The organism is Novosphingobium organovorum, assembly GCF_022832435.1.
Lineage (GTDB): Bacteria > Pseudomonadota > Alphaproteobacteria > Sphingomonadales > Sphingomonadaceae > Novosphingobium > Novosphingobium organovorum.
In genome coordinates, this window is the sequence record NZ_JALHLF010000037.1 from 20245 (window position 1) to 37720 (window position 17476).

The following is a 17476-nucleotide window of genomic DNA, read 5'->3' on the forward strand; positions in this document are numbered from 1 at the left end:
GGGTGCTGGCGTACGTGCGACGCCTGGGTCTGCCCGAACGCCTGATCGCGGTGCTGCTGATCGTCGTCGCGGTCGATTTCGCGACGAACACGATGCTGTTCGAAAGCGCCAATTCGTTCGAATTGCGCCGCGACGATGCCGAACGGATCGCGGAAAACCTGGTGCTTGCCTCGCGCGCGCTCGAACGGGTCAGCGCGCAGACGCGCCCGCGCATCGCCCAGGCGCTCAGCACCGATCGCTTCACGCTCGAATGGGTCGATACCCAAAAGCGCCATCGCGGCCCGCTGGGGCTCGCCAACTTGCGCGCACAAGTGGTCGAGTTCGAGCCCGTGCTGGCGCGCTCGGATATCGAGCTGCATCTGGAGGAAGTGCCCGGACGCGGCAATATCGGCGGCTCGATGCAGCTCGACGATCGCAGCGTGCTCAAGTTCCACACCCATGCCAACGCCGCCTGGAAGTTGACCGCAGGCCGCTTCATCAGTCTCGTCCTGCCAACGCTGCTGCTGGTGGCGCTGGCCTGGGTGCTGCTGCGCGCGGCCTTGGGGCCTCTGCGCGCGGTGATCGGGGCGACCCGCCAGTTCGGCTCGGGGCCGCCGCAGATCGTCGCCGAGCGTGGCCCGGAGGAAATGCGCCAGCTCATCCGCGCGGTGAACGAGATGCAGGAACGCATCCACCAGTCGCTCAAGGACCGCACGCAGACGATGCTGGCGATCGGGCACGATCTCAAGACCCCGCTCGCGCGTATGCGGCTGCGGCTGGATGACACGGCGCTCGATCCGGACCTGCGCGATGGTTTCGCGCACGACGTCGACGAAATGCGCATGCTCATCGAATCGATTCAGGCCTATGTCGATACCGGCGGGGAGGCGATCGCGAGCGAGCGGATCGATGTCGCGGTGATGGCCCAGACGCTGGTCGACACCGCGGCCGATCACGGCGCCGATGCGACCTACGCGGGCGTGGGCCATGCGGTGGTGCGCGCAAGGCCGGTGCAGATCCGCCGCGCGCTGTCCAATCTCATCGAGAACGCGCTGCATTACGGCGGCAACGTTCACGTCACGGTGAGCAAGGACGGCGATGCGGTGGTGATTGCGATCGAGGATGATGGGCCGGGCATCGCGTCCGAGCGCATCGCCGATGCCATGCAGCCCTTCGTGCGGCTCGACACCGCGCGCGCGCGATACCGCGGGCATGGGGCTGGGCCTGCCGATCGTCCAGAAGGCGGTGCGCATGGAGAACGGCACGCTCGATCTGGTGAACCGCGAAACGGGTGGCCTGCGCGCCACGATCCGTCTTCCTGTTTCTGGAACAGATTGATTCGTTTCGAAAAATGCACGTCCAGTTGCGCTGGGTGCGTCGCAGCAAAACTTCGTAACACACTCGCACGCAGCCAGCCAATCACCTGACATAGCTTGGACGTCAAACCCCGCCTTCACGTCGGCCGGGTTGCCCGTTCAACCATACAAGGTGACGAAACGTGAATGAACTCATCGGTCGCGTCTTCCACTTCGAGAAGTCCATTTTTCCCGCCAGCAGCGAGCTGTTCAGCAAGCTGACGACCCATGGCCAGTCGCCCAAGGCGCTGATGATCTCGTGCGCCGATTCGCGCATCGTGCCCGAACAGATCATGCAGGCCGAACCCGGCGACCTGTTCGTCTGCCGCAACGCGGGCAACATCGTGCCGCCTTACGCCACGCTCAACGGCGGCGTGACCTCCACCGTCGAATACGCCGTCGCGGCGCTGGGGGTGAGCGACATCATCGTGTGCGGCCATTCGGATTGCGGCGCGATGAAGGCGCTGTCCGATCCCACCGGGCTGGAGGCGATGCCCAATGTCGCGGCCTGGCTCAAGCACGGCGCGGCGGCCGAGCACATCGTCTCGACCTGCCACCACGGCCTTGACGGCAAGGAGCGTGTGCGCGCGATCACGCTGGAGAACATCATCGCGCAGATCAGCCACTTGCGCACGCACCCCTCGGTCGCGGCGGGCATCGCGCGCGGCGAGATCACGCTGCACGGCTGGTTCGTTGATATCCACGCCGGGCAGGTGCTCGGCCTTGACGGTGAGACCGGCGAATTCGTGCCGCTGCGCGAAGACCGCGACCTGCCCGTCGCGCTTGCCGCGCGCAGCCGCATCGCCAGCGAGCTGGCCGAGGCGGCGGAATGAGCGCGGCCCCTTCCTCGTCCGCGCCCGATGCGGCGCCGGCCGGATCGGGCGATGGCGCGGGCGGTCTCTTCGCGCACTTCGGGCGTGATTTCACCGCCTCGATCGTCGTCTTCCTGGTCGCCATGCCCTTGTGCATGGGGATCGCCATCGCGTCGGGTGTCCCGCCCGAAAAGGGGCTGGTGACCGGGATCATCGGGGGCATCGTGGTGGGCCTGTTCGCGGGCTCCCCGCTCCAGGTTTCGGGCCCGGCGGCCGGGCTTGCGGTCATCGTGTTCGAATTCGTGCGCGAGCACGGGCTCGAAACGCTGGGGCCGGTTCTGCTGCTGGCGGGCGTGTTGCAGCTCGTGGCGGGCTGGGCGCGGCTGGGCGGGCTGTTCCGCGCGATCAGCCCGGCGGTGGTCCACGGAATGCTGGCCGGGATCGGCGCGCTGATCGTGATCGGCCAGTTCCACATCCTGTTCGACGCCAAGCCGGCATCGAGCGGGACGGCGAACCTGGCCGCCATTCCGGGGCGCGTGTTCGGGATCGATCTGGCCAACGCCAGTTCGACTGAAATCGCGCTGGGCCTTGGCCTGCTGACCATCGTGGTGATGCTGGGCTGGGAAAAGCTGCGGCCCAAGGCGCTTGCGCTGGTGCCCGGCGCGCTGCTCGGCGTGCTGGCCGCGACACTGGTGGCCTGGACCATGGGGCTTTCGGTGGCGCGTATCGAGGTGCCTGCATCGATCGGCTCGGCCTTTGCGCTGCCCACCAGCGCGGCTTGGTTCGCCCCGCTGGCAAGCCCCGCGCTGATGATTACCGCGCTGGCCATAGCCTTTATCGCCAGCGCCGAGACGCTGCTCTCGGCCGCAGCGGTCGATCGCATGCACGACGGCGTGCGCACCAAGTACGACAAGGAGCTGAGCGCGCAGGGGATCGGCAACATGCTGTGCGGGCTGGTCGGCGCGCTGCCGATGACCGGGGTCATCGTGCGCTCTTCGGCCAACGTCCAGGCGGGCGCGCGCACGCGCCTCTCGACGATGCTGCACGGTATCTGGATCCTGGGCTTCATCGCGCTGCTGCCCTGGCTGCTGCGCGAAGTGCCGATGGCCTCGCTCGGCGGCGTGCTGGTCATCACTGGATGGCGGCTCGTCAGCCTCAAGCACGTGACGCACCTCTACCGCAACCACGGGTATCTGCCCGCGGCGATCTGGGCGGTGACGTTCGTTCTGGTGGTCACCACGGACCTGCTGACCGGCGTGCTGGTCGGCCTTGCGCTCTCGGTGATCGAACTGCTGCCCCACGTGCGCGACATCCGGCTCAAGGTGCACGAGCACGAGGAAGAGGAAGGGCCGCGCGTGGCGCTGCACGGTGCGGCGACCTTCGTCGGGCTGACCCGCCTCAACTCGGTGCTCGAGCGTCAGCCGCACGACAAGCCGGTCCACCTCGATCTGGGGAGCGTGCGCGGCATGGACCACACCACCGCCGAGACGCTCAGCGAATGGATCTCGCGGCGCCGCCAACGCGGCCATGCTGACCGGATCACGGGGTCCGAGGCGATCCTGCGGCCGCTCGGCGGCTGAGCCGATAGGCGCCGCATAAGGACACGATGCCGGCGGGACCCTCACGGCCGCCGGCATTATCCTGGGCCGCAACCTGACACACGGCGCCGCTGCGCGCCTGGGGTGTCCGGTTGCGGCCCGTTTTTCGGCGCATTGGTATCAGCGCGTGTCGGTAGATTGCAGAGCAACACTTTGTTACCTTCGCGCAAGTATCGCGAAGAAATGATGCGCTAGGCCTGCCCTTGCTGTCCTGAAACGCGGCCGCCACGTAGCGGGTCGCGGCAGGGGAGCCGCAGGATGGAACGTGAAAAACCACATAGAATATGAGGGACGTTCCAGAAATGACCATTCGTATGCTTGCAGGCGCGGCCTGCCTTGCGGCTTCCTGCCTTGCCCTGGCCAATCCCGTCGCGGCGCAGGACGAAGCGGCCAAGCCTTTCACTTTCTCCGGCGAAGCCACCGTTACCACCGACTACCGCTATCGCGGCGTCTCGATGACCGACAAGGAAATGGCGATCCAGGCCGGGATCTCGGTAGCGCACGAAAGCGGCGTCTATGCTGGAACCTGGGGTTCCAACCTGGCCGGTTGGGGCACCTTTGGCGGTTCGAACACCGAACTGGACCTTTACGCGGGCTACAGCACCGAAATCGGCAGCGGGGTCAGCGCGGACATGGGGCTTACCTGGATCATGTACCCCGGCGGCCTCGACACGACCGACTTTGCCGAATTCTACCTCTCGTTCTCGGGCGATCTGGGGCCGGCCAGCGCGACGCTGGGCGTCAACTACGCGCCCAAGCAGGAAGCGCTGGGGCCCTGGTACAACAGCGCCGCGTCCGAGGATTACGACAATCCCGGCGCCAAGAGCGACAATCTCTACATCCACGGTGAGCTGAGCTCGGCCATTCCCGACACGCCGCTCACGCTCAACGCGCACCTGGGCTATTCGAACGGCAACAAGGGCCTGGGTCCCTGGGGGACGAGCCTTGCGCCGACCGGCGAATACCTCGACTGGAGCCTGGGTGCGGACCTCGCGCTGGGCCCGGTGACGCTGAGCGTGGCCTATATCGACACCGACCTGTCGGCTTCGGAAACGGCCTATCTCAAGCCCAATTTCTCCTCCAGCAAGAACGGCTCCTCGATCGCGGGATCGACCGTGGTGTTCTCGGTCTCGGCGGGGTTCTGAACCCGCGCTGCAGGCCTTTGGCCGCTTAAGCGAAAACCCCCGGTCGCGCAGGCGGCCGGGGGTTCTTTGTGCCGGGAGGAGGTGGCCCGGCCGTTATCGGATGTAGGAGGGCTCAGAAGCCCCGCCCGCCGCCGCCGTGGTCGCCTCCGCGATCACCGCCACCGCGCTCGCCGCCCCGATCGTTGCCGTGCTGGCCGCCGCGGTCGCCGCCATGGTCGCCGCCCCGGTCGGGACCGCCTTGGGCATAGTCACCCCGGCCGCGCTCGCCGCCCTGCGGACCGCGGGCGTAACGGGCGTATTCGTCGCGGCTGTGGCGGTGGCCGTCACCGTCCCAGTAGTAGCCGTCGCGCCATTCCCAACCGCTCACGTAAGCCGGACCGTAGCCGTAGGCATAGCCATCGTCGTAGTAGCGATCGGAGTTGCTCGACGCGATGATCGCGCCTAGCGCAACGCCCAGGATCCCGGCGCCCACCGCGACGGCGGCGGTGTTGTCGTGCCCGCGGTAGGCATCGCGCGCCATCGCCGGGCTGGTCGAAACGATCGCGGTGGCCGCCAGCGTGCCGGCGAGAATGGTCTTCTTGAAAATGGTCATGATCCTCAACTCCTGTGCTGGGGGCGGTGAAGTAACCGGTGAGCCCCTGTTGCCTCTCTTCTAGGGCAACCGGGCTGAACACAGCGGGATCAGGTCTGGCAGACAGCGTTCATTAGTGTCGGCAATTGTATGAAAAGGGGGCTCAACCCCGCTCTCGCGGTGCCGCAGTGCGGCAATTGGGCATGGTTTGATACAATTGCCGGTAAACCGGCCCATAAGCTGGTGCCGCGCGCGTTCAGTATCCGGTGTAGCGCCCCGGCCGGTGCCAGACGTAGAGGATGCCCCCCGTCGCCGCGACGCCGAGCAGCGACCAGAGCATCTGTTCCAGGTCGAGGCTGATGAGCGAAAACAGCAGCACACAGGCATCGAAAGTCATCTGCGTGCGTCCCGCGTTCCAGCCGCGCGTGCGGTAAAGCCACAGGACGATCGCGCCCGAACCGCCTGAACCGGCGGCGTGGCGGGCCAGCGCGAGCGCGCCCATGCCGATCACCGTACCGCCCACGATCGCGGCGGCCGGGCGGCTGATCTGCGCAATCTGGAAGACATGCGGCGCCAGGGCTGTCAGCGCGAAGACCCCGAAGGTGACGATCAGCGTCTTGATCAGGAAGCCGTGTCCCATCGCGCGGATGGTGATCGCCAGCATGGGTAGGGTCAGCGCGGCGTAGAGCAGGCCGACGGGAATTCCGGTGATGTAGCGCAAGGTCAGCGCGAGCCCGGCGACACCGCCGGTCGCCAGTTGCGCCCTTTGCAGGATAACCACGCCCAGGGAGAGCAGCAGCGTGCCCACGATCAGCGCGTAGACATCCTCGAACAGGCTGTGCGGGGTGGCGTGGGGAATGGCTCCGGCAAGGGCGCGGGTGGGCTCGGGCGCCATCGCCTCATCCGCCGCGGTGCTCTGGTCCACCATGGTCTTGCTCTGCTCGGTCACAACGCGAATCCTCCCCCGGTTCGAACTTACGCCTTTCCCGCAAGCCGCTGTACCCAAGCTGCTTCGATGCCATCCATTCCCGTTGTATGATTATTTCGCCATATTAGTTTATAATGGCGCATGCACGCAAGTCTCGAAATGTGTTTCGGAGCGAAAACCCGGCGCGGGGAGGATGGGTTTCAGCGGGCCGCAGGGTGAAGATTGGCCGGGGTGTAGCACTCCACCAGATAGGACAGCGGCCGCCCGTCGGGCAGGACGAGCATGGCCTGGTGGGTCGAGATGGTATCGCGCGGGCAGGTCCCGGCCGGCCCGGCCACGCGGGCCAGCGCGACGCGGTGAAAGCCGAGCGGGGCGACCACTTTGCCGAACGGGCGATCGGTGGTGGCCAGTGTCGCGTTCATCGCGCTGGTCAGCCGCTCGGGCACGTACCAGTTCCAGGCGACGGAAAGCACGGTGGCGCCGCAGCGCAGTTCGACATGGCGCAGCGCGATGCTTTCGTGCGCGGCGGGCTTGAGGTGGCTGGCGGGGCGGCCCTGCGCGGGCACGGCCTGCATCGGGCGCGAATGCGCGGTGATCGTGGCCGGGGTGCCCAGGTGATGCAGCGCGCACCACTGTTCGAGCGCGAGCGTGGCGCTGTCATGGCTCGAGAGCATGGCCTCGAACGCGGCAAGGGTTTGCGGCGAGGCGGCGGCGGTGTTCATCGGGGCGCTCACCGGGGTGTGCGTCGGGCTGGCCGGAGCGGCGAGCGGCGTGGCCGAGCCGGTTGCGGCGAGCGTTGCGGCCAGGAGGGGCGTGGCAGCCCGAGCGAAGCCGGGGTCAAATCCCACCCGGTACCGCCTCGCGGCCAAGCGCGCCAAGCCCTTCGACGAGCGCGCGGGTGCAGGCGGCGAGATGCTCGCGATCGATCGAGCGGATCACGAAATTGGCCCCCGTCCGGCCTTCGCCCCAGAACGGGTAGGAGCCGATCTGGCAGCTTTCGTGCGCCTTTTCGGTTTCGCGCAGGAGATCGGCGACTTCGCTTTCGCCCACCCAGCACCCGATCGTCTCGCACAGCAGCGGCGCGCCGCCTTCGAGCGTTCCGGTGAGCGCTTCGAGCATCCCGGCGGTGATGCTCGGCACGCCGGCCATGATGAACACGTTTCCAGCCCGGATGCCCGGCGCGCCGGTGTAGCGGTTGGGGATCAGGCTGGCCCCTTGCGGCGTGCGCGCCATGCGCAGGCGCGCCTCGGTCAGCCCGCCCCGGGTGGTGTAATAGTCTTCGAGGATGGCGCGCGCCTCGGGGTGGACGATGACCGGCACGCCCAGCGCCTGTGCGATCGCATCGACGGTGATGTCGTCGTGGGTCGGGCCGATGCCCCCGGTGGTGAACAGGTAATCGTTGCGCGCGCGCAGGATATTGACCGCCTCGATGATGGCCGGGGTATCGTCGGCGACCACGCGCACCTCCTTCAGGCGGATGCCCTGGACCTGGAGCCAGGCGGCGACTTGCGCGATGTTCTTGTCGTGCGTGCGGCCGGAGAGGATTTCGTCGCCGATGACGACGAGGGCGGCCGTGAAGATTCGCGAAGAATTTGCCATCCCCCATCGCTAGGCGAAATGGCGGTCCGCTTCCAGCCCTTCGCGGTTGCAGAATTGGCGGCGACCGTGCGGCGCCAACCCCGTTCGAACGCTCCTGCGCAGATGTCCTTATGGGAGAGGCAGGGGGATGTTGGAGGGCAATCCGCTAACCTTGCACCTCACGAGGCCGCGCAAACGCGATGTGGGCGCGCCGTTGGAGCGAGGCTCGGGGGTGTGGTCCGCCCCGGGGCCGCTCGGAGTGATCGGCAAGGGAAGGGAGGGCATGACGGCAGGAGAGGGCAGGGTCGGCGACATGGCGGACGCGCTCGAGGGCGACTGGTCGATCGCCAGCCGTCTGGCGGCGATCAATTCCTCGTTCTGCCTGCTCGAAATGGCGCCCGATGGGAGCATTCTCCACGCGAACCGCAATTTCCTGCAGCTCATGGGCTACACGCTCAGGCAGTTGAAGGGGCAAAGCCACCGGGGCCTGTGCTTCGAGGACTACGCGCAGTCGGGGGAATACGCCGAATTCTGGTCGCGTCTGCGCTCCGGGCGTTTCGTCGATCAGGTGCACCGTCGGCGCAAGGCTGACGGTAGCGTGGTGTGGTTCCAGGCGGTCTATGTCCCGGTGCTCTCACCCCAGGGCGAGGTTCGGCGCATTCTCAAGGTGGCGATCGACGTGACCCTGGCGCAGGCGCTCAAGGCCGAATCGGAATCGAAATTGAAGGCGCTGGCGCAGACCAACGGCATTGCCGAATTCGCCCTCGACGGCACGGTTCTCGCCGTCAACGAGACCTTCCTTCGTCTCTTCGGGTACGCGGGGGACGAAGCCGATGCGGTCATCGGGCGCCACCATACGCTGTTCTGCGCGCCGGATTACGCCGCTTCGGCCGAATACGCGCGGTTCTGGGAGATCCTGCGCAGCGGGCGCCACCACAGCGGGATCTATCGCCGCGTGTCGCGCGAGGGGGAGAGCTTGTGGATTTCGGCCAGCTACAACCCGATTTGCGACAGCGACGGGCAGGTCGAGCGCATCTTGAAGTTCGCACAGGACATCACCAGCACGTTCGAGGACAACCTGCAGCACGTCCAGCAGATCGACGCGCTGTCCTCGGTCCAGCCGGTGGTCACTTTCGACGTCGATGGCGTGATCCGCGATGCCAGCGCGCGCTTCCTTGCCGTGGCGGGCGTGCGGACGCGCCAGATTCTCGGGCGCCGGATCGAGCAGGTCTTCGCGCTCGATCGCCTGATCGCAGCGCGCGGCGCGCACTGGTGGGGCGCGCTGGTGGAGGGAGAGGGGCTGACCGGCAAACTGGCCCTGCGCGCGCCGCCCGGCGAGCGCGAGGGGCCGGTCTTGACCGCCTCGTTCCACCCGATTCGCAACGCCGATGGGAGAACCGTCAGCGTTGTCATGGTCGGGCAGGCGGGCCCGGTCGCCGACGCGGTGCGGCACGAGGCCCCTGACGAGGCCCGCGTCCAGATCGGCTAGCCAGTGCATGAAGCGGCACAGGGCGCAGGAAGACCCCATGAAAATGGACCGGAAAAGGCTGGAGATCGCCTGTCTGTAACGCCAGTGTCATCGCGTGCGTGAACAGTCATCACGGCGCGCAAGGACTGCCATCCCGCCGCGCAGGCGCAAAAAAAAGGCCGGCCCGAGAGGCCAGCCTTTGGAAGTTTTTTGGGAGAGGATGCCTGAAAGGCCTAGTCTGTATGCGCTAACACTGGCCGTGCCGCAAATGCGAAAAATTCGGCGATAGGTGCATTTCTTGCAATCAATTCATGCGCTTCGTGCACTGTAAAATGCAACTGCACTGCATATCGAATTGAAATTAAACAATAATACGAAATTTTGGCGCAGTGTGACGGCCCCGGAATGACTCCGAGTTATCGCCGCATTGTACCAAAGTCCTATGCCGGGGTGATGGCGCCGAACAGGTCGTGCTCGTCCGCGTCCTCGATCCGGGCGAGGACGATGTCGCCCGCCTTGAGATCGCTGCTGACGTCGCGCAAGTAGACGTTGCCGTCGATTTCCGGGGCATCGGCCTCGGACCGTCCGGTCGCGCCGATGTCGCCATCGTCGTCAGGCTCGCCAACTTCATCGATAATGACGGGAAGCACGCGGCCGACCTTGGCCTGGAGCTTGGCCGCGCTGATCGCGGCGGTCTTCTCCATGATTCGCGCGTAACGCTCTTCCTTGACCGCCTCGGGTACGGCGCCAGGCAGGTCGTTCGCGCTGGCCCCTTCGACCGGTTCGAAGCGGAACGCGCCGACACGATCGAGCTGAGCTTCGTCGAGCCAGTCGAGCAGATACTGGAAATCGGCCTCGGTCTCACCGGGGAAACCGACCACGAAGCTCGAACGAATCGCGATATCGGGACAGATTTCGCGCCAGGCGCGCAGCCGGTCGAGCACCTTGGCCTCGTTCGCCGGGCGCTTCATGGATTTGAGGACCGAGGGTGCGGCGTGCTGGAAAGGAATGTCGAGATAGGGCGTGATGAGCCCTTCGGCCATCAGCGGGATGACCTGATCGACATGCGGATAGGGGTAGACGTAGTGCAGGCGTACCCAGGGGCGCTGGCCGCTGGCGTCGGTTAACTGGCCCAGCTCGCGCGCGAGGTCGGTCATGTGGGTGCGCACGGGATTGCCCTTCCACGCGCGTTCCTCGTGGCGCACGTCGACGCCATAGGCCGAGGTGTCCTGGCTGATGACGAGCAGCTCGCGCGTCCCGGCCTGAACCAGCTTTTCCGCCTCGCGCAGCACCGCATCGATTCGCCGGCTGGCGAGCTTGCCGCGCAGCGAAGGGATGATGCAGAACGAGCAGGCGTGGTTGCAGCCTTCGGAAATCTTGAGATAGCCGTAGTGGCGCGGGGTTAGCTTGACGCCGCCATCCTCGCCGAATTCGCCGCCGCGCGCCTGCGGGATGAGATCGACATAGGGCGAAAGTTCGGGCGGCGCGGCATCGTGTACGGCGCCCACCACATCCTCGTACTGGTGCGCGCCGGTGACGGCGAGGACCTGCGGGAAGCGGGCGCGGATCGCCTCGGCCTCGTTGCCCATGCACCCGGTCACGATCACGCGGCCGTTTTCGGCAATCGCCTCACCGATCGCGGCGAGGCTTTCCTCCTTCGCCGAATCGAGAAAGCCACAGGTGTTGACGAGCACCACGTCGGCGCCGGCATAGTCCGCGCTCATCTGATAGCCGTCGGCGCGCAGACGCGTGAGAATGCGTTCGGAATCAACAAGTGCCTTGGGGCAGCCGAGGCTGACCATGCCGACCTTGGGCGGAGAGGGGATTTCAATAGCCATGGGAATCGGCGCCCGATACGCGTATTGCGCGCGGTTGTCACGAAAAAGCCGTTCGGGGCCAGGCACCCCCGGTGCGCCGGGAAGCGCGCCGCGGCCGGGAAGGGACCATCACGCCATGCAAATCGCGATTACCAAGGGACGAGGCAGCGATCGTGTCGCGATCGTGCGGGCGGACGGTTCGCGTGCCCAAGCGCAGGTTGTGCACAAGGGTATCCTGCCGCACGATGCGGTCCATTTCTTCGTCGAACGCGGGCTGGGCCTGAAACGGGGTTTCTGGGGGCTGCTGGCCGAGGGGCACCACCCCGATGATCTCGCGCGGCTGGCGTGTGAAGCCGGACATGCCAGCGCCGCCCGCGCGCAGGTCCCCCAGAACATCATCGTCGAACTGCTCCAGGCCGAGCGGCTGGTCGAATGCTTCGAGGCGGATGCCTGGTCGGGGGCAGGGGACAATGCGGCGCTTGGCGCGATGGCGCAGGCGGGCTGCGCGGCCTCGCACGTGCCGCTGCCCGCGCTGCGCGACGAGGATCTCGACAGGGTGCGCGAGGCTTTGACGCAGTTTGGGTGCGAATGGATGGACGCGCCGGTTGGATTTGTGGCACGGCTGACCTGGGCGTGATGGCGCGTGGAGCCGGACTTTGACGCTCAAGTCTATGGAAGGAAAGTGAAATGGGTCCTGTAAACTGGCTGGCGGTGGGCCTTGCGACGGTGCTGGGCGTCGCCCTCGGCCTGGTCTGGAACGGGATGCCGTTTCGCGATGGCCGCTCGATCGCGCCGCGCCCGGCCAAGCGGGTGATGAACCTGCTCAGCGTGGTCTTTGCCTGCTTTCTTGCCGCTGCGATGTTCGGCCATGCCTTTGCGCGGATCGGGGCGGAGACGCTCGCGGTCAAGCCCTGGCTCTATTTCATGCAGACCGGCGGAATCGCGCTGGCCTTCGTCATGCCGTCCTTGTGGCTGACGCACACGCGCCTGCGCACCGAAAGCGACCGGCGCGCGCTCGACTGCCTGTTCTGGCTGGTCACCTACCTTGCGATGGGCACGGTGTTCTGGCTCCTGGGCTGAAATGGCTCAGGGCAGGCCTGTCCCGGTGGCGGTGATTTCGACGATCACGTCGCCGGGTTCGAGCCGTTCGGCGTCCGCCTCCCAAAACCCGATCGCGGCGCCGGCGCGGTAGATCCGCAGGCCCTTGCCCGAGGCTATCGCCGCAAGCGGGATACCGACTTCGCCCGGTGCGACCGGCCGCTCGACCAGCTGCACCCGTCCGCTGACCGAGGCGAGGTCGCTGAGATAGTCTGAAATGTGCCGCCCTTCGGCCGAGCCGGCGAGCAGCAGGCCGGTGAAGCGCACCGGGTTGATGACGTTGTCCGCCCCGGCCTGGCGGGCAAGCAGTTCGTTGTCGTCCGCGCGCACCACCGCCGTGATCGGCACTTCGGGGGCAAGATGGCGGGTGGTGAGGATGATGAGGATCGTCGTATCGTCGCGCCCGGCTGAAACCAGCACCGTGCTGGCGCGCGCGATGCGCACCGCGGTCAGCGTTTCGTCGCGGGTGGCATCGCCTTCGAGCACGTTGCACCCCGCACGCTCGGCCATGGCGAGCCGCGCCGGACTGGGGTCGATTACCACGATGGTCGACGGGTCGGTGCCGCGCGCGATAAGTTCGGCCACCGCCTCGGAGCCGCTGACCCCGTAGCCGAGCACCACGATATGGCCTTCGAGGCGTTCCTGGATGCGCTTCATGCGCCATGTCTCCCAGCTGCGCTTGATGATGAAGTTGTAGGCCGTGCCCACGAAGATGTAGATCACCGCGAGCCGGATCGGGGTGACGATCACCGCTTCGACCAGGCGCGACTTGTCGCTCACCGGGGCGATGTCGCCAAAGCCGGTGGTGGTGATCGAGATCATCGTGAAATAGACGACGTCGAGGAAGCTGACGGTGTTGTCGTAGCCATCGCGAAGGCCGTCGCGGTCGAGCCAGTGAACCAGCACGACGATCGAGATCAGCCCGAGCGCCGCGCCGATGCGCAGCGCGACGTCGGCCCAGACCGGCACCGCGAGCGCGCGGCGCAGCGGCTTGAACAGGGCGGGCGGCGGGCGCCTGGGGCTGCGGCGCGGCGTCTTTGGCATGACGCGAAGGTTAGGGGGCCTTGGGCAGTTCGTCCACCGGGTTGACGGGCTTGCCGTCCTTGCGGATTTCGAAGTGCAGTTCGTTGCCCTTGGCAAGGCCGGTGCTGCCGACGAGCCCGACGCGCTGGCCGAGCGTGACGCGATCGCCCTTCTTGACGTTGATCCGCGAGAGGAAGGCGTAGGCGGTGAACCAGCCATCGCCGTTGTCGACCACCACGAGGTTGCCGAACTGCTCCTTTTCCATTCCCGCAAAGCGCACCGTACCGGCGGCGGCGGCCTTTACCACCGTGCCTTTGGCGGCCTTGATGTCGATCCCGTCGTGATAGTTGGTGCCGGTCGCGAAGGCGCGGTCGATCGGGCCGTTGACCGGCCAGGCGAAGCGGCTGGCGGTGGGGGCCGGAGCGGCGGGCGTGGCGGTGGCCGAGGCCATGCGGTCGGGCGCGGCGGCGCCCTTGGCCGGATCGATCAGGGTGGGGATCACCAGCTTCTGGCCAGGGCGCAGCGTGGCCTGTGGCGAAAGGCCGTTGGCCAGCGCGATCTGGTCCCATGGCACGCCAGCCTGAAGGGCGACCGAGAAGCCGTCGTCCCTGGCGCCCACGGTGTATTCGCGCTTGCGCGGAATGCGCAGGGTCTGGCCGACCTTGACCACGAAAGGCGGCTGGATGCCGTTGGTTTCAGCCAGAAGGCTGGCCGAAACGCCCGTGCGGTTGGCAATGCCGCCCAGCGTTTCGCCGGGTTTGACGGTGTAGCTGTCCGCCGTGTTGGCGGGCGGGGCCGAAGGAGTGGGCGAACGCGACGGCGCTGCCGTCTCGATCGTGCGCGCGGCGCTACGGACCGGAGCCTCGTCGCGCGGGATGGCGAGTGTCTGGCCCACACGCACGACATAGGGCGCCGCCAGATTGTTGGCGCGTGCGATCGTCTGCGCGCTGACGCCGGTGCGGTTGGCGATGCCGCCCAGCGTTTCGCCCGAGGTCACCGTGTAGCGCGTGGCGGTGGCGGCAGGGCCGCTCGGCGCGCTTGCCGCGCGGGAGGAGGGCGCGGCCGGGCGCGGGATGGTCAGCGTCTGGCCGAGCTTGACGACATAGGGCGCGGTCAGGTGGTTGGCCTCGGCGATCGCGCTGGCGGGAACTCCGGCGCGGTTGGCAATGCCGTTCAGAGTCTCGCCCGAGCCCACGACGTGGCTGGTTTCCTCGCCAGCCGGTGCGGCGAGCGCGGCCGGAGCGGCGAGCAGGGGGGCGGTCAGCGCGGCGCCGAGCGCCAGCCGGGCAAGCCGCTTCATGCCTCGAACCGCGCGGCGAGACGGGCCAGCGAGGCCTCGTGCGTGAGATCGAGCTGCAATGGGGTGACCGACACGTATCCCTCCGCTGTGGCTTCGAGGTCGGTGTTCCGCCCCAAGGTGTGTTCTATGCCGTGCAGGCCGAACCAGTAATAAGGAAATCCGCGCGGATCGACCGCTTCGATCAGCGAGCCGCGCGCGTAGTCGTGGAAGCCCTGGCGCACCACGCGCACGCCCTTCACCGCGTCCGCCGCGCACGGGGGGAAGTTCACGTTGATGAGCGTTCGAGGCGCGAATTCGGTCTCGATCAGCGCTTTCAGGACTTTGGCGCCCCAGGCTTCGGCGGCCGAGAAGTCGACGTCGTTGCCCGCGCCTTCGCGCGAAGTGACCTGGCTCAGCGCGATCGAGGGGATCCCCGCCAGCGCGCCTTCCATGGCCGCCGAGACGGTGCCCGAATAGGTCACGTCATCGCCCAGGTTCGCGCCGCGGTTGACGCCCGAAAGGATCAGGTCGGGCTTTTGGGGCAGCACCTTGCGCAGCGCCATGGTCACCGAATCGGTCGGCGTGCCGGAGACCGAGAACCGGCGCGGCGCGTGTTCGCGCAGGCGCACCGGCCGGGTCAGCGTGAGCGAGTGGCCCGCGCCCGACTGTTCCTCGCTCGGCGCGCAGATCCAGATGTCATCGGAAAGCTGGGCGGCGATCTTTTCCAGCACGTAGAGACCGGGGGCGTTGATGCCGTCGTCGTTGGTGAGCAGGATACGCATGCGGTTCTTTAACCATGTTTTTGCAGGGCAGGCCAGATGACAACCTGTCCTGCCCACGCTTCATTTCGTCGCTCTGCCCGGACCGGCCGGCCACGGGTCCCGCCCGGCCCGTGCCCGTTCCTACAGGAGCGCTGCGCTCAGCCGATCGGCTGGAGCACCTCGAGCCCGCCCATCCACGGCTTGAGCGCCTCGGGCACGCGTACCGACCCGTCTTCGAGCTGGTAGTTTTCCAGCACGGCGACGAGCGTGCGGCCCACCGCCAGCCCGGAGCCGTTGAGCGTGTGGAGGAATTCGGTCTTCTTCGCGCCATCGGGCTTGAACCGCGCGTTCATGCGGCGGGCCTGGAAATCGCCGCAGTTGGAGATCGAGCTGATCTCGCGGTAGGCCTGCTGGCCGGGCAGCCAGACTTCGAGATCGAAAGTCTTCTTCGCGGTCGCGCCCATGTCGCCGGTGCACAGCAGGACCTTGCGGTAGGGCAGTTCGAGCGCCTGGAGGATGCCTTCGGCCGCCGCGACCATGCGCTCGTGTTCGGCCGCGCTGTCCTCGGGCTGGCACACGGTGACCAGCTCGACCTTTTCGAACTGGTGCTGGCGGATGAAGCCGCGCGTGTCGCGCCCGGCCGCGCCCGCCTCGGAGCGGAAGCAGGGGGTGAGCGCGGTCATGCGCAGCGGCAGCGCGGCGGTGTCGACGATCTCGTTCGCAACCGCGTTGGTCAGGCTCACTTCGGCGGTGGGGATCAGCCAGCGCCCGTCGGTGGTCTGGAACAGGTCCTCGGAAAACTTGGGCAGCTGGCCGGTGCCGTAAGCGGTCTCATCCTTGACCAGCAGCGGCACGTTGCACTCCATGTAGCCGTTGGTCGCGGTCTGGGTGTCGAGCATGAACTGCGCGAGCGCGCGGTGCAGGCGCGCCATCTGGCCCTTGAGGAAGGTGAAGCGCGCGCCCGACAGCTTGGCGCCGGTCTCGAAGTCGAGGCCGAGCGCGGGGCCGATGTCGGCGTGTTCGCGCGGGGTGAAGGCGTATGTGCCCGGCGTGCCCCACCGGGTCACTTCGACGTTGTCGTTTTCGTCCGCGCCTTCGGGAACGTCCTCGAAGGGGGTGTTGGGCAGCGCGGCGAGGATGTCGGAAAGCTGGGCGGCGAGCGCCTTTTCCTCGGCCTCGAGCGCGGGCAGGCTGTCCTTGAGCGCGGCCACTTCGGCCTTGAGCGCCTCGGCGGTGGCGGTGTCGCCCTGTCCCATCGCCTTGCCGATCGCCTTCGAGGCCTCGTTGCGGCGGCTCTGGCCTTCCTGCGCGCGGGTGGCGAGCGCGCGGCGCTGCTCGTCGAGTTCGAGGATCCGGGCGGATTGCGGTTCGACCCCGCGGCGCGCCATGCCGGCGTCGAAGGCAGCGGGGTTTTCGCGGATGAGACGGATATCGTGCATGGCGCGGGGCTATGCCGTTTCAGGCCGCAGCGCGCAAGCGCCGAAGGGGGCTCAGCGGGTGCGACAGCTCGAAATCCCGATCACGCTGTAGAGCGGGCAGGTGCGCAGCAGCCCGGTCAGAAGCGGGATCAGGCCGATCCAGCCCCAGGCCGACTTCGGGCCGACGAAGACGAGCGCGATGAGCCCCGCGCCGATAAGGATGCGCAGCACCCGGTCGATGCCGCCGACATTGCTCTTGAACATGGATAGGGGCTCCCGTTTCAGGCGGCGTTTGCGCCGTCCCGGATAGGCTCTGCCGCCGCTGCGCGTGACGCATTGATGTGGGTCAAGCGCCGGGATGCGCAAAAATTCGCCCCCTCGTACACAAATTCAGGCGCGAACGGGATGAAGGGAGATATTGTCGGGACGCGCAGGGGGCTCTATGCGCGCGCCGGTCCCGGAGCGAAGCGTTGCAGCGCACGCTTGGTTTGGGGCTTCGAACAAGGGAATGGACGCGATGGTGCTCGATCCGCTCGATCGGGGTTTTGGCTTGAGGCAGGACCGGATGCGCGGCCCTGCGGACGAGCGCGTGCCGATGGCGCCGGGGCGCTGATGGGCGCGCAGCGACGGCGCCGCGGCGCGCCGG

At 67.3% G+C, this 17476-nt stretch carries 17 protein-coding genes; 7 read left to right on the forward strand and 10 right to left on the reverse strand.

Going from position 1 to position 17476, the window contains the following annotated elements; genetic code table 11:
• The first annotated feature begins 14 nt into the window (after positions 1–14).
• From MTR62_RS21690 to MTR62_RS10935, 4 genes are all read left to right on the forward strand, one after another.
• Entirely contained in the window at positions 15–1406 is a 1392-nt protein-coding gene (locus MTR62_RS21690; RefSeq protein WP_244020722.1) for an ATP-binding protein, read from the forward strand.
• A gap of 71 nt (positions 1407–1477) precedes the next feature.
• Positions 1478–2167, forward strand: a complete 690-nt coding sequence (locus MTR62_RS10925) for a carbonic anhydrase (RefSeq protein WP_244020724.1) — start codon at positions 1478–1480, stop codon at positions 2165–2167.
• On the forward strand, positions 2164–3726 hold the full coding sequence (locus MTR62_RS10930) for a SulP family inorganic anion transporter (RefSeq protein ID WP_244020726.1): 1563 nt from the start codon (positions 2164–2166) through the stop codon (positions 3724–3726). The genes MTR62_RS10925 and MTR62_RS10930 overlap by 4 nt, the downstream gene beginning before the upstream one ends.
• 320 nt (positions 3727–4046) lie before the next feature.
• Positions 4047–4889, forward strand: coding sequence for a TorF family putative porin (locus MTR62_RS10935; protein WP_244020733.1), 843 nt, complete (start codon positions 4047–4049; stop codon positions 4887–4889).
• A gap of 112 nt (positions 4890–5001) precedes the next feature.
• On the opposite strand, the gene MTR62_RS10940 is transcribed toward MTR62_RS10935, so the two are convergent.
• From MTR62_RS10940 to MTR62_RS10955, 4 genes are all read right to left on the reverse strand, one after another.
• The gene (locus MTR62_RS10940; RefSeq protein ID WP_244020736.1) at positions 5002–5481 is read right to left on the reverse strand and encodes a hypothetical protein; all 480 of its coding nucleotides are present in this window, start codon (positions 5479–5481) and stop codon (positions 5002–5004) included.
• Between the two features lie 235 nt (positions 5482–5716).
• Positions 5717–6409 (reverse strand): YitT family protein, encoded by a 693-nt coding sequence (locus MTR62_RS10945; protein ID WP_244020738.1) that lies wholly within the window; start codon positions 6407–6409, stop codon positions 5717–5719.
• A gap of 179 nt (positions 6410–6588) precedes the next feature.
• A complete protein-coding gene (locus MTR62_RS10950) occupies positions 6589–7236 on the reverse strand; it encodes a hypothetical protein (protein ID WP_244020740.1) in 648 nt (215 codons plus the stop codon).
• On the reverse strand, positions 7226–7987 hold the full coding sequence (locus MTR62_RS10955) for a competence/damage-inducible protein A (protein ID WP_244020742.1): 762 nt from the start codon (positions 7985–7987) through the stop codon (positions 7226–7228). Before MTR62_RS10955 ends, MTR62_RS10950 begins: the two co-directional genes overlap by 11 nt.
• Positions 7988–8249: 262 nt before the next feature.
• Here MTR62_RS10955 and MTR62_RS10960 point away from each other — a divergent pair, with 262 nt between their 5' ends.
• Entirely contained in the window at positions 8250–9455 is a 1206-nt protein-coding gene (locus tag MTR62_RS10960; RefSeq protein ID WP_244020744.1) for a PAS domain-containing protein, read from the forward strand.
• A gap of 419 nt (positions 9456–9874) precedes the next feature.
• Here MTR62_RS10960 and rimO read toward each other — a convergent pair whose 3' ends face one another.
• Positions 9875–11272 carry a 30S ribosomal protein S12 methylthiotransferase RimO gene (gene rimO / locus MTR62_RS10965; protein ID WP_244020746.1) on the reverse strand — a complete coding sequence of 466 codons (1398 nt, stop codon included), beginning with the start codon at positions 11270–11272 and terminating at the stop codon, positions 9875–9877.
• A 115-nt stretch (positions 11273–11387) separates the two neighbouring features.
• Here rimO and MTR62_RS10970 point away from each other — a divergent pair, with 115 nt between their 5' ends.
• Together MTR62_RS10970 and MTR62_RS10975 are read left to right on the forward strand one after the other, a co-directional pair.
• Complete coding sequence (locus MTR62_RS10970; protein WP_244020749.1) at positions 11388–11888, forward strand: hypothetical protein; 501 nt, start codon at positions 11388–11390, stop codon at positions 11886–11888.
• Between the two features lie 50 nt (positions 11889–11938).
• Positions 11939–12331: a DUF1761 domain-containing protein gene (locus MTR62_RS10975; protein ID WP_244020751.1), complete on the forward strand. Its 393-nt coding sequence runs from the start codon at positions 11939–11941 to the stop codon at positions 12329–12331.
• A 6-nt stretch (positions 12332–12337) separates the two neighbouring features.
• On the opposite strand, the gene MTR62_RS10980 is transcribed toward MTR62_RS10975, so the two are convergent.
• From MTR62_RS10980 to MTR62_RS11000, 5 genes are all read right to left on the reverse strand, one after another.
• A complete protein-coding gene (locus MTR62_RS10980) occupies positions 12338–13393 on the reverse strand; it encodes a potassium channel family protein (RefSeq protein WP_244020753.1) in 1056 nt (351 codons plus the stop codon).
• Positions 13394–13403: 10 nt separating this feature from the next.
• The gene (locus MTR62_RS10985) at positions 13404–14672 is read right to left on the reverse strand and encodes a LysM peptidoglycan-binding domain-containing protein (RefSeq protein ID WP_244020755.1); all 1269 of its coding nucleotides are present in this window, start codon (positions 14670–14672) and stop codon (positions 13404–13406) included.
• Positions 14669–15433, reverse strand: a complete 765-nt coding sequence (gene surE / locus MTR62_RS10990) for a 5'/3'-nucleotidase SurE (protein WP_244020757.1) — start codon at positions 15431–15433, stop codon at positions 14669–14671. The genes MTR62_RS10985 and surE overlap by 4 nt, the downstream gene beginning before the upstream one ends.
• 137 nt (positions 15434–15570) lie before the next feature.
• Positions 15571–16851 carry a serine--tRNA ligase gene (gene serS / locus MTR62_RS10995; protein ID WP_244020759.1) on the reverse strand — a complete coding sequence of 427 codons (1281 nt, stop codon included), beginning with the start codon at positions 16849–16851 and terminating at the stop codon, positions 15571–15573.
• Between the two features lie 51 nt (positions 16852–16902).
• Positions 16903–17094, reverse strand: a complete 192-nt coding sequence (locus MTR62_RS11000; RefSeq protein ID WP_244020761.1) for a YgaP family membrane protein — start codon at positions 17092–17094, stop codon at positions 16903–16905.
• Between the last annotated feature and the right edge of the window lie 382 nt (positions 17095–17476).

Bases quoted from the DNA above. Each gene is read 5' to 3' on its own strand.
- MTR62_RS10930 (WP_244020726.1), top strand. From the start codon at position 2,164: ATGAGCGCGGCCCCTTCCTCGTCCGCGCCCGATGCGGCGCCGGCCGGA.
- MTR62_RS10955 (WP_244020742.1), bottom strand. From the start codon at position 7,987: ATGGCAAATTCTTCGCGAATCTTCACGGCCGCCCTCGTCGTCATCGGC.
- surE (WP_244020757.1), bottom strand. From the start codon at position 15,433: ATGCGTATCCTGCTCACCAACGACGACGGCATCAACGCCCCCGGTCTC.
- MTR62_RS10980 (WP_244020753.1), bottom strand. From the start codon at position 13,393: ATGCCAAAGACGCCGCGCCGCAGCCCCAGGCGCCCGCCGCCCGCCCTG.
- MTR62_RS10985 (WP_244020755.1), bottom strand. From the start codon at position 14,672: ATGAAGCGGCTTGCCCGGCTGGCGCTCGGCGCCGCGCTGACCGCCCCC.
- rimO (WP_244020746.1), bottom strand. From the start codon at position 11,272: ATGGCTATTGAAATCCCCTCTCCGCCCAAGGTCGGCATGGTCAGCCTC.
- MTR62_RS10940 (WP_244020736.1), bottom strand. From the start codon at position 5,481: ATGACCATTTTCAAGAAGACCATTCTCGCCGGCACGCTGGCGGCCACC.
- MTR62_RS10975 (WP_244020751.1), top strand. From the start codon at position 11,939: ATGGGTCCTGTAAACTGGCTGGCGGTGGGCCTTGCGACGGTGCTGGGC.
- MTR62_RS10960 (WP_244020744.1), top strand. From the start codon at position 8,250: ATGACGGCAGGAGAGGGCAGGGTCGGCGACATGGCGGACGCGCTCGAG.
- serS (WP_244020759.1), bottom strand. From the start codon at position 16,851: ATGCACGATATCCGTCTCATCCGCGAAAACCCCGCTGCCTTCGACGCC.
- MTR62_RS10935 (WP_244020733.1), top strand. From the start codon at position 4,047: ATGACCATTCGTATGCTTGCAGGCGCGGCCTGCCTTGCGGCTTCCTGC.
- MTR62_RS11000 (WP_244020761.1), bottom strand. From the start codon at position 17,094: ATGTTCAAGAGCAATGTCGGCGGCATCGACCGGGTGCTGCGCATCCTT.
- MTR62_RS10970 (WP_244020749.1), top strand. From the start codon at position 11,388: ATGCAAATCGCGATTACCAAGGGACGAGGCAGCGATCGTGTCGCGATC.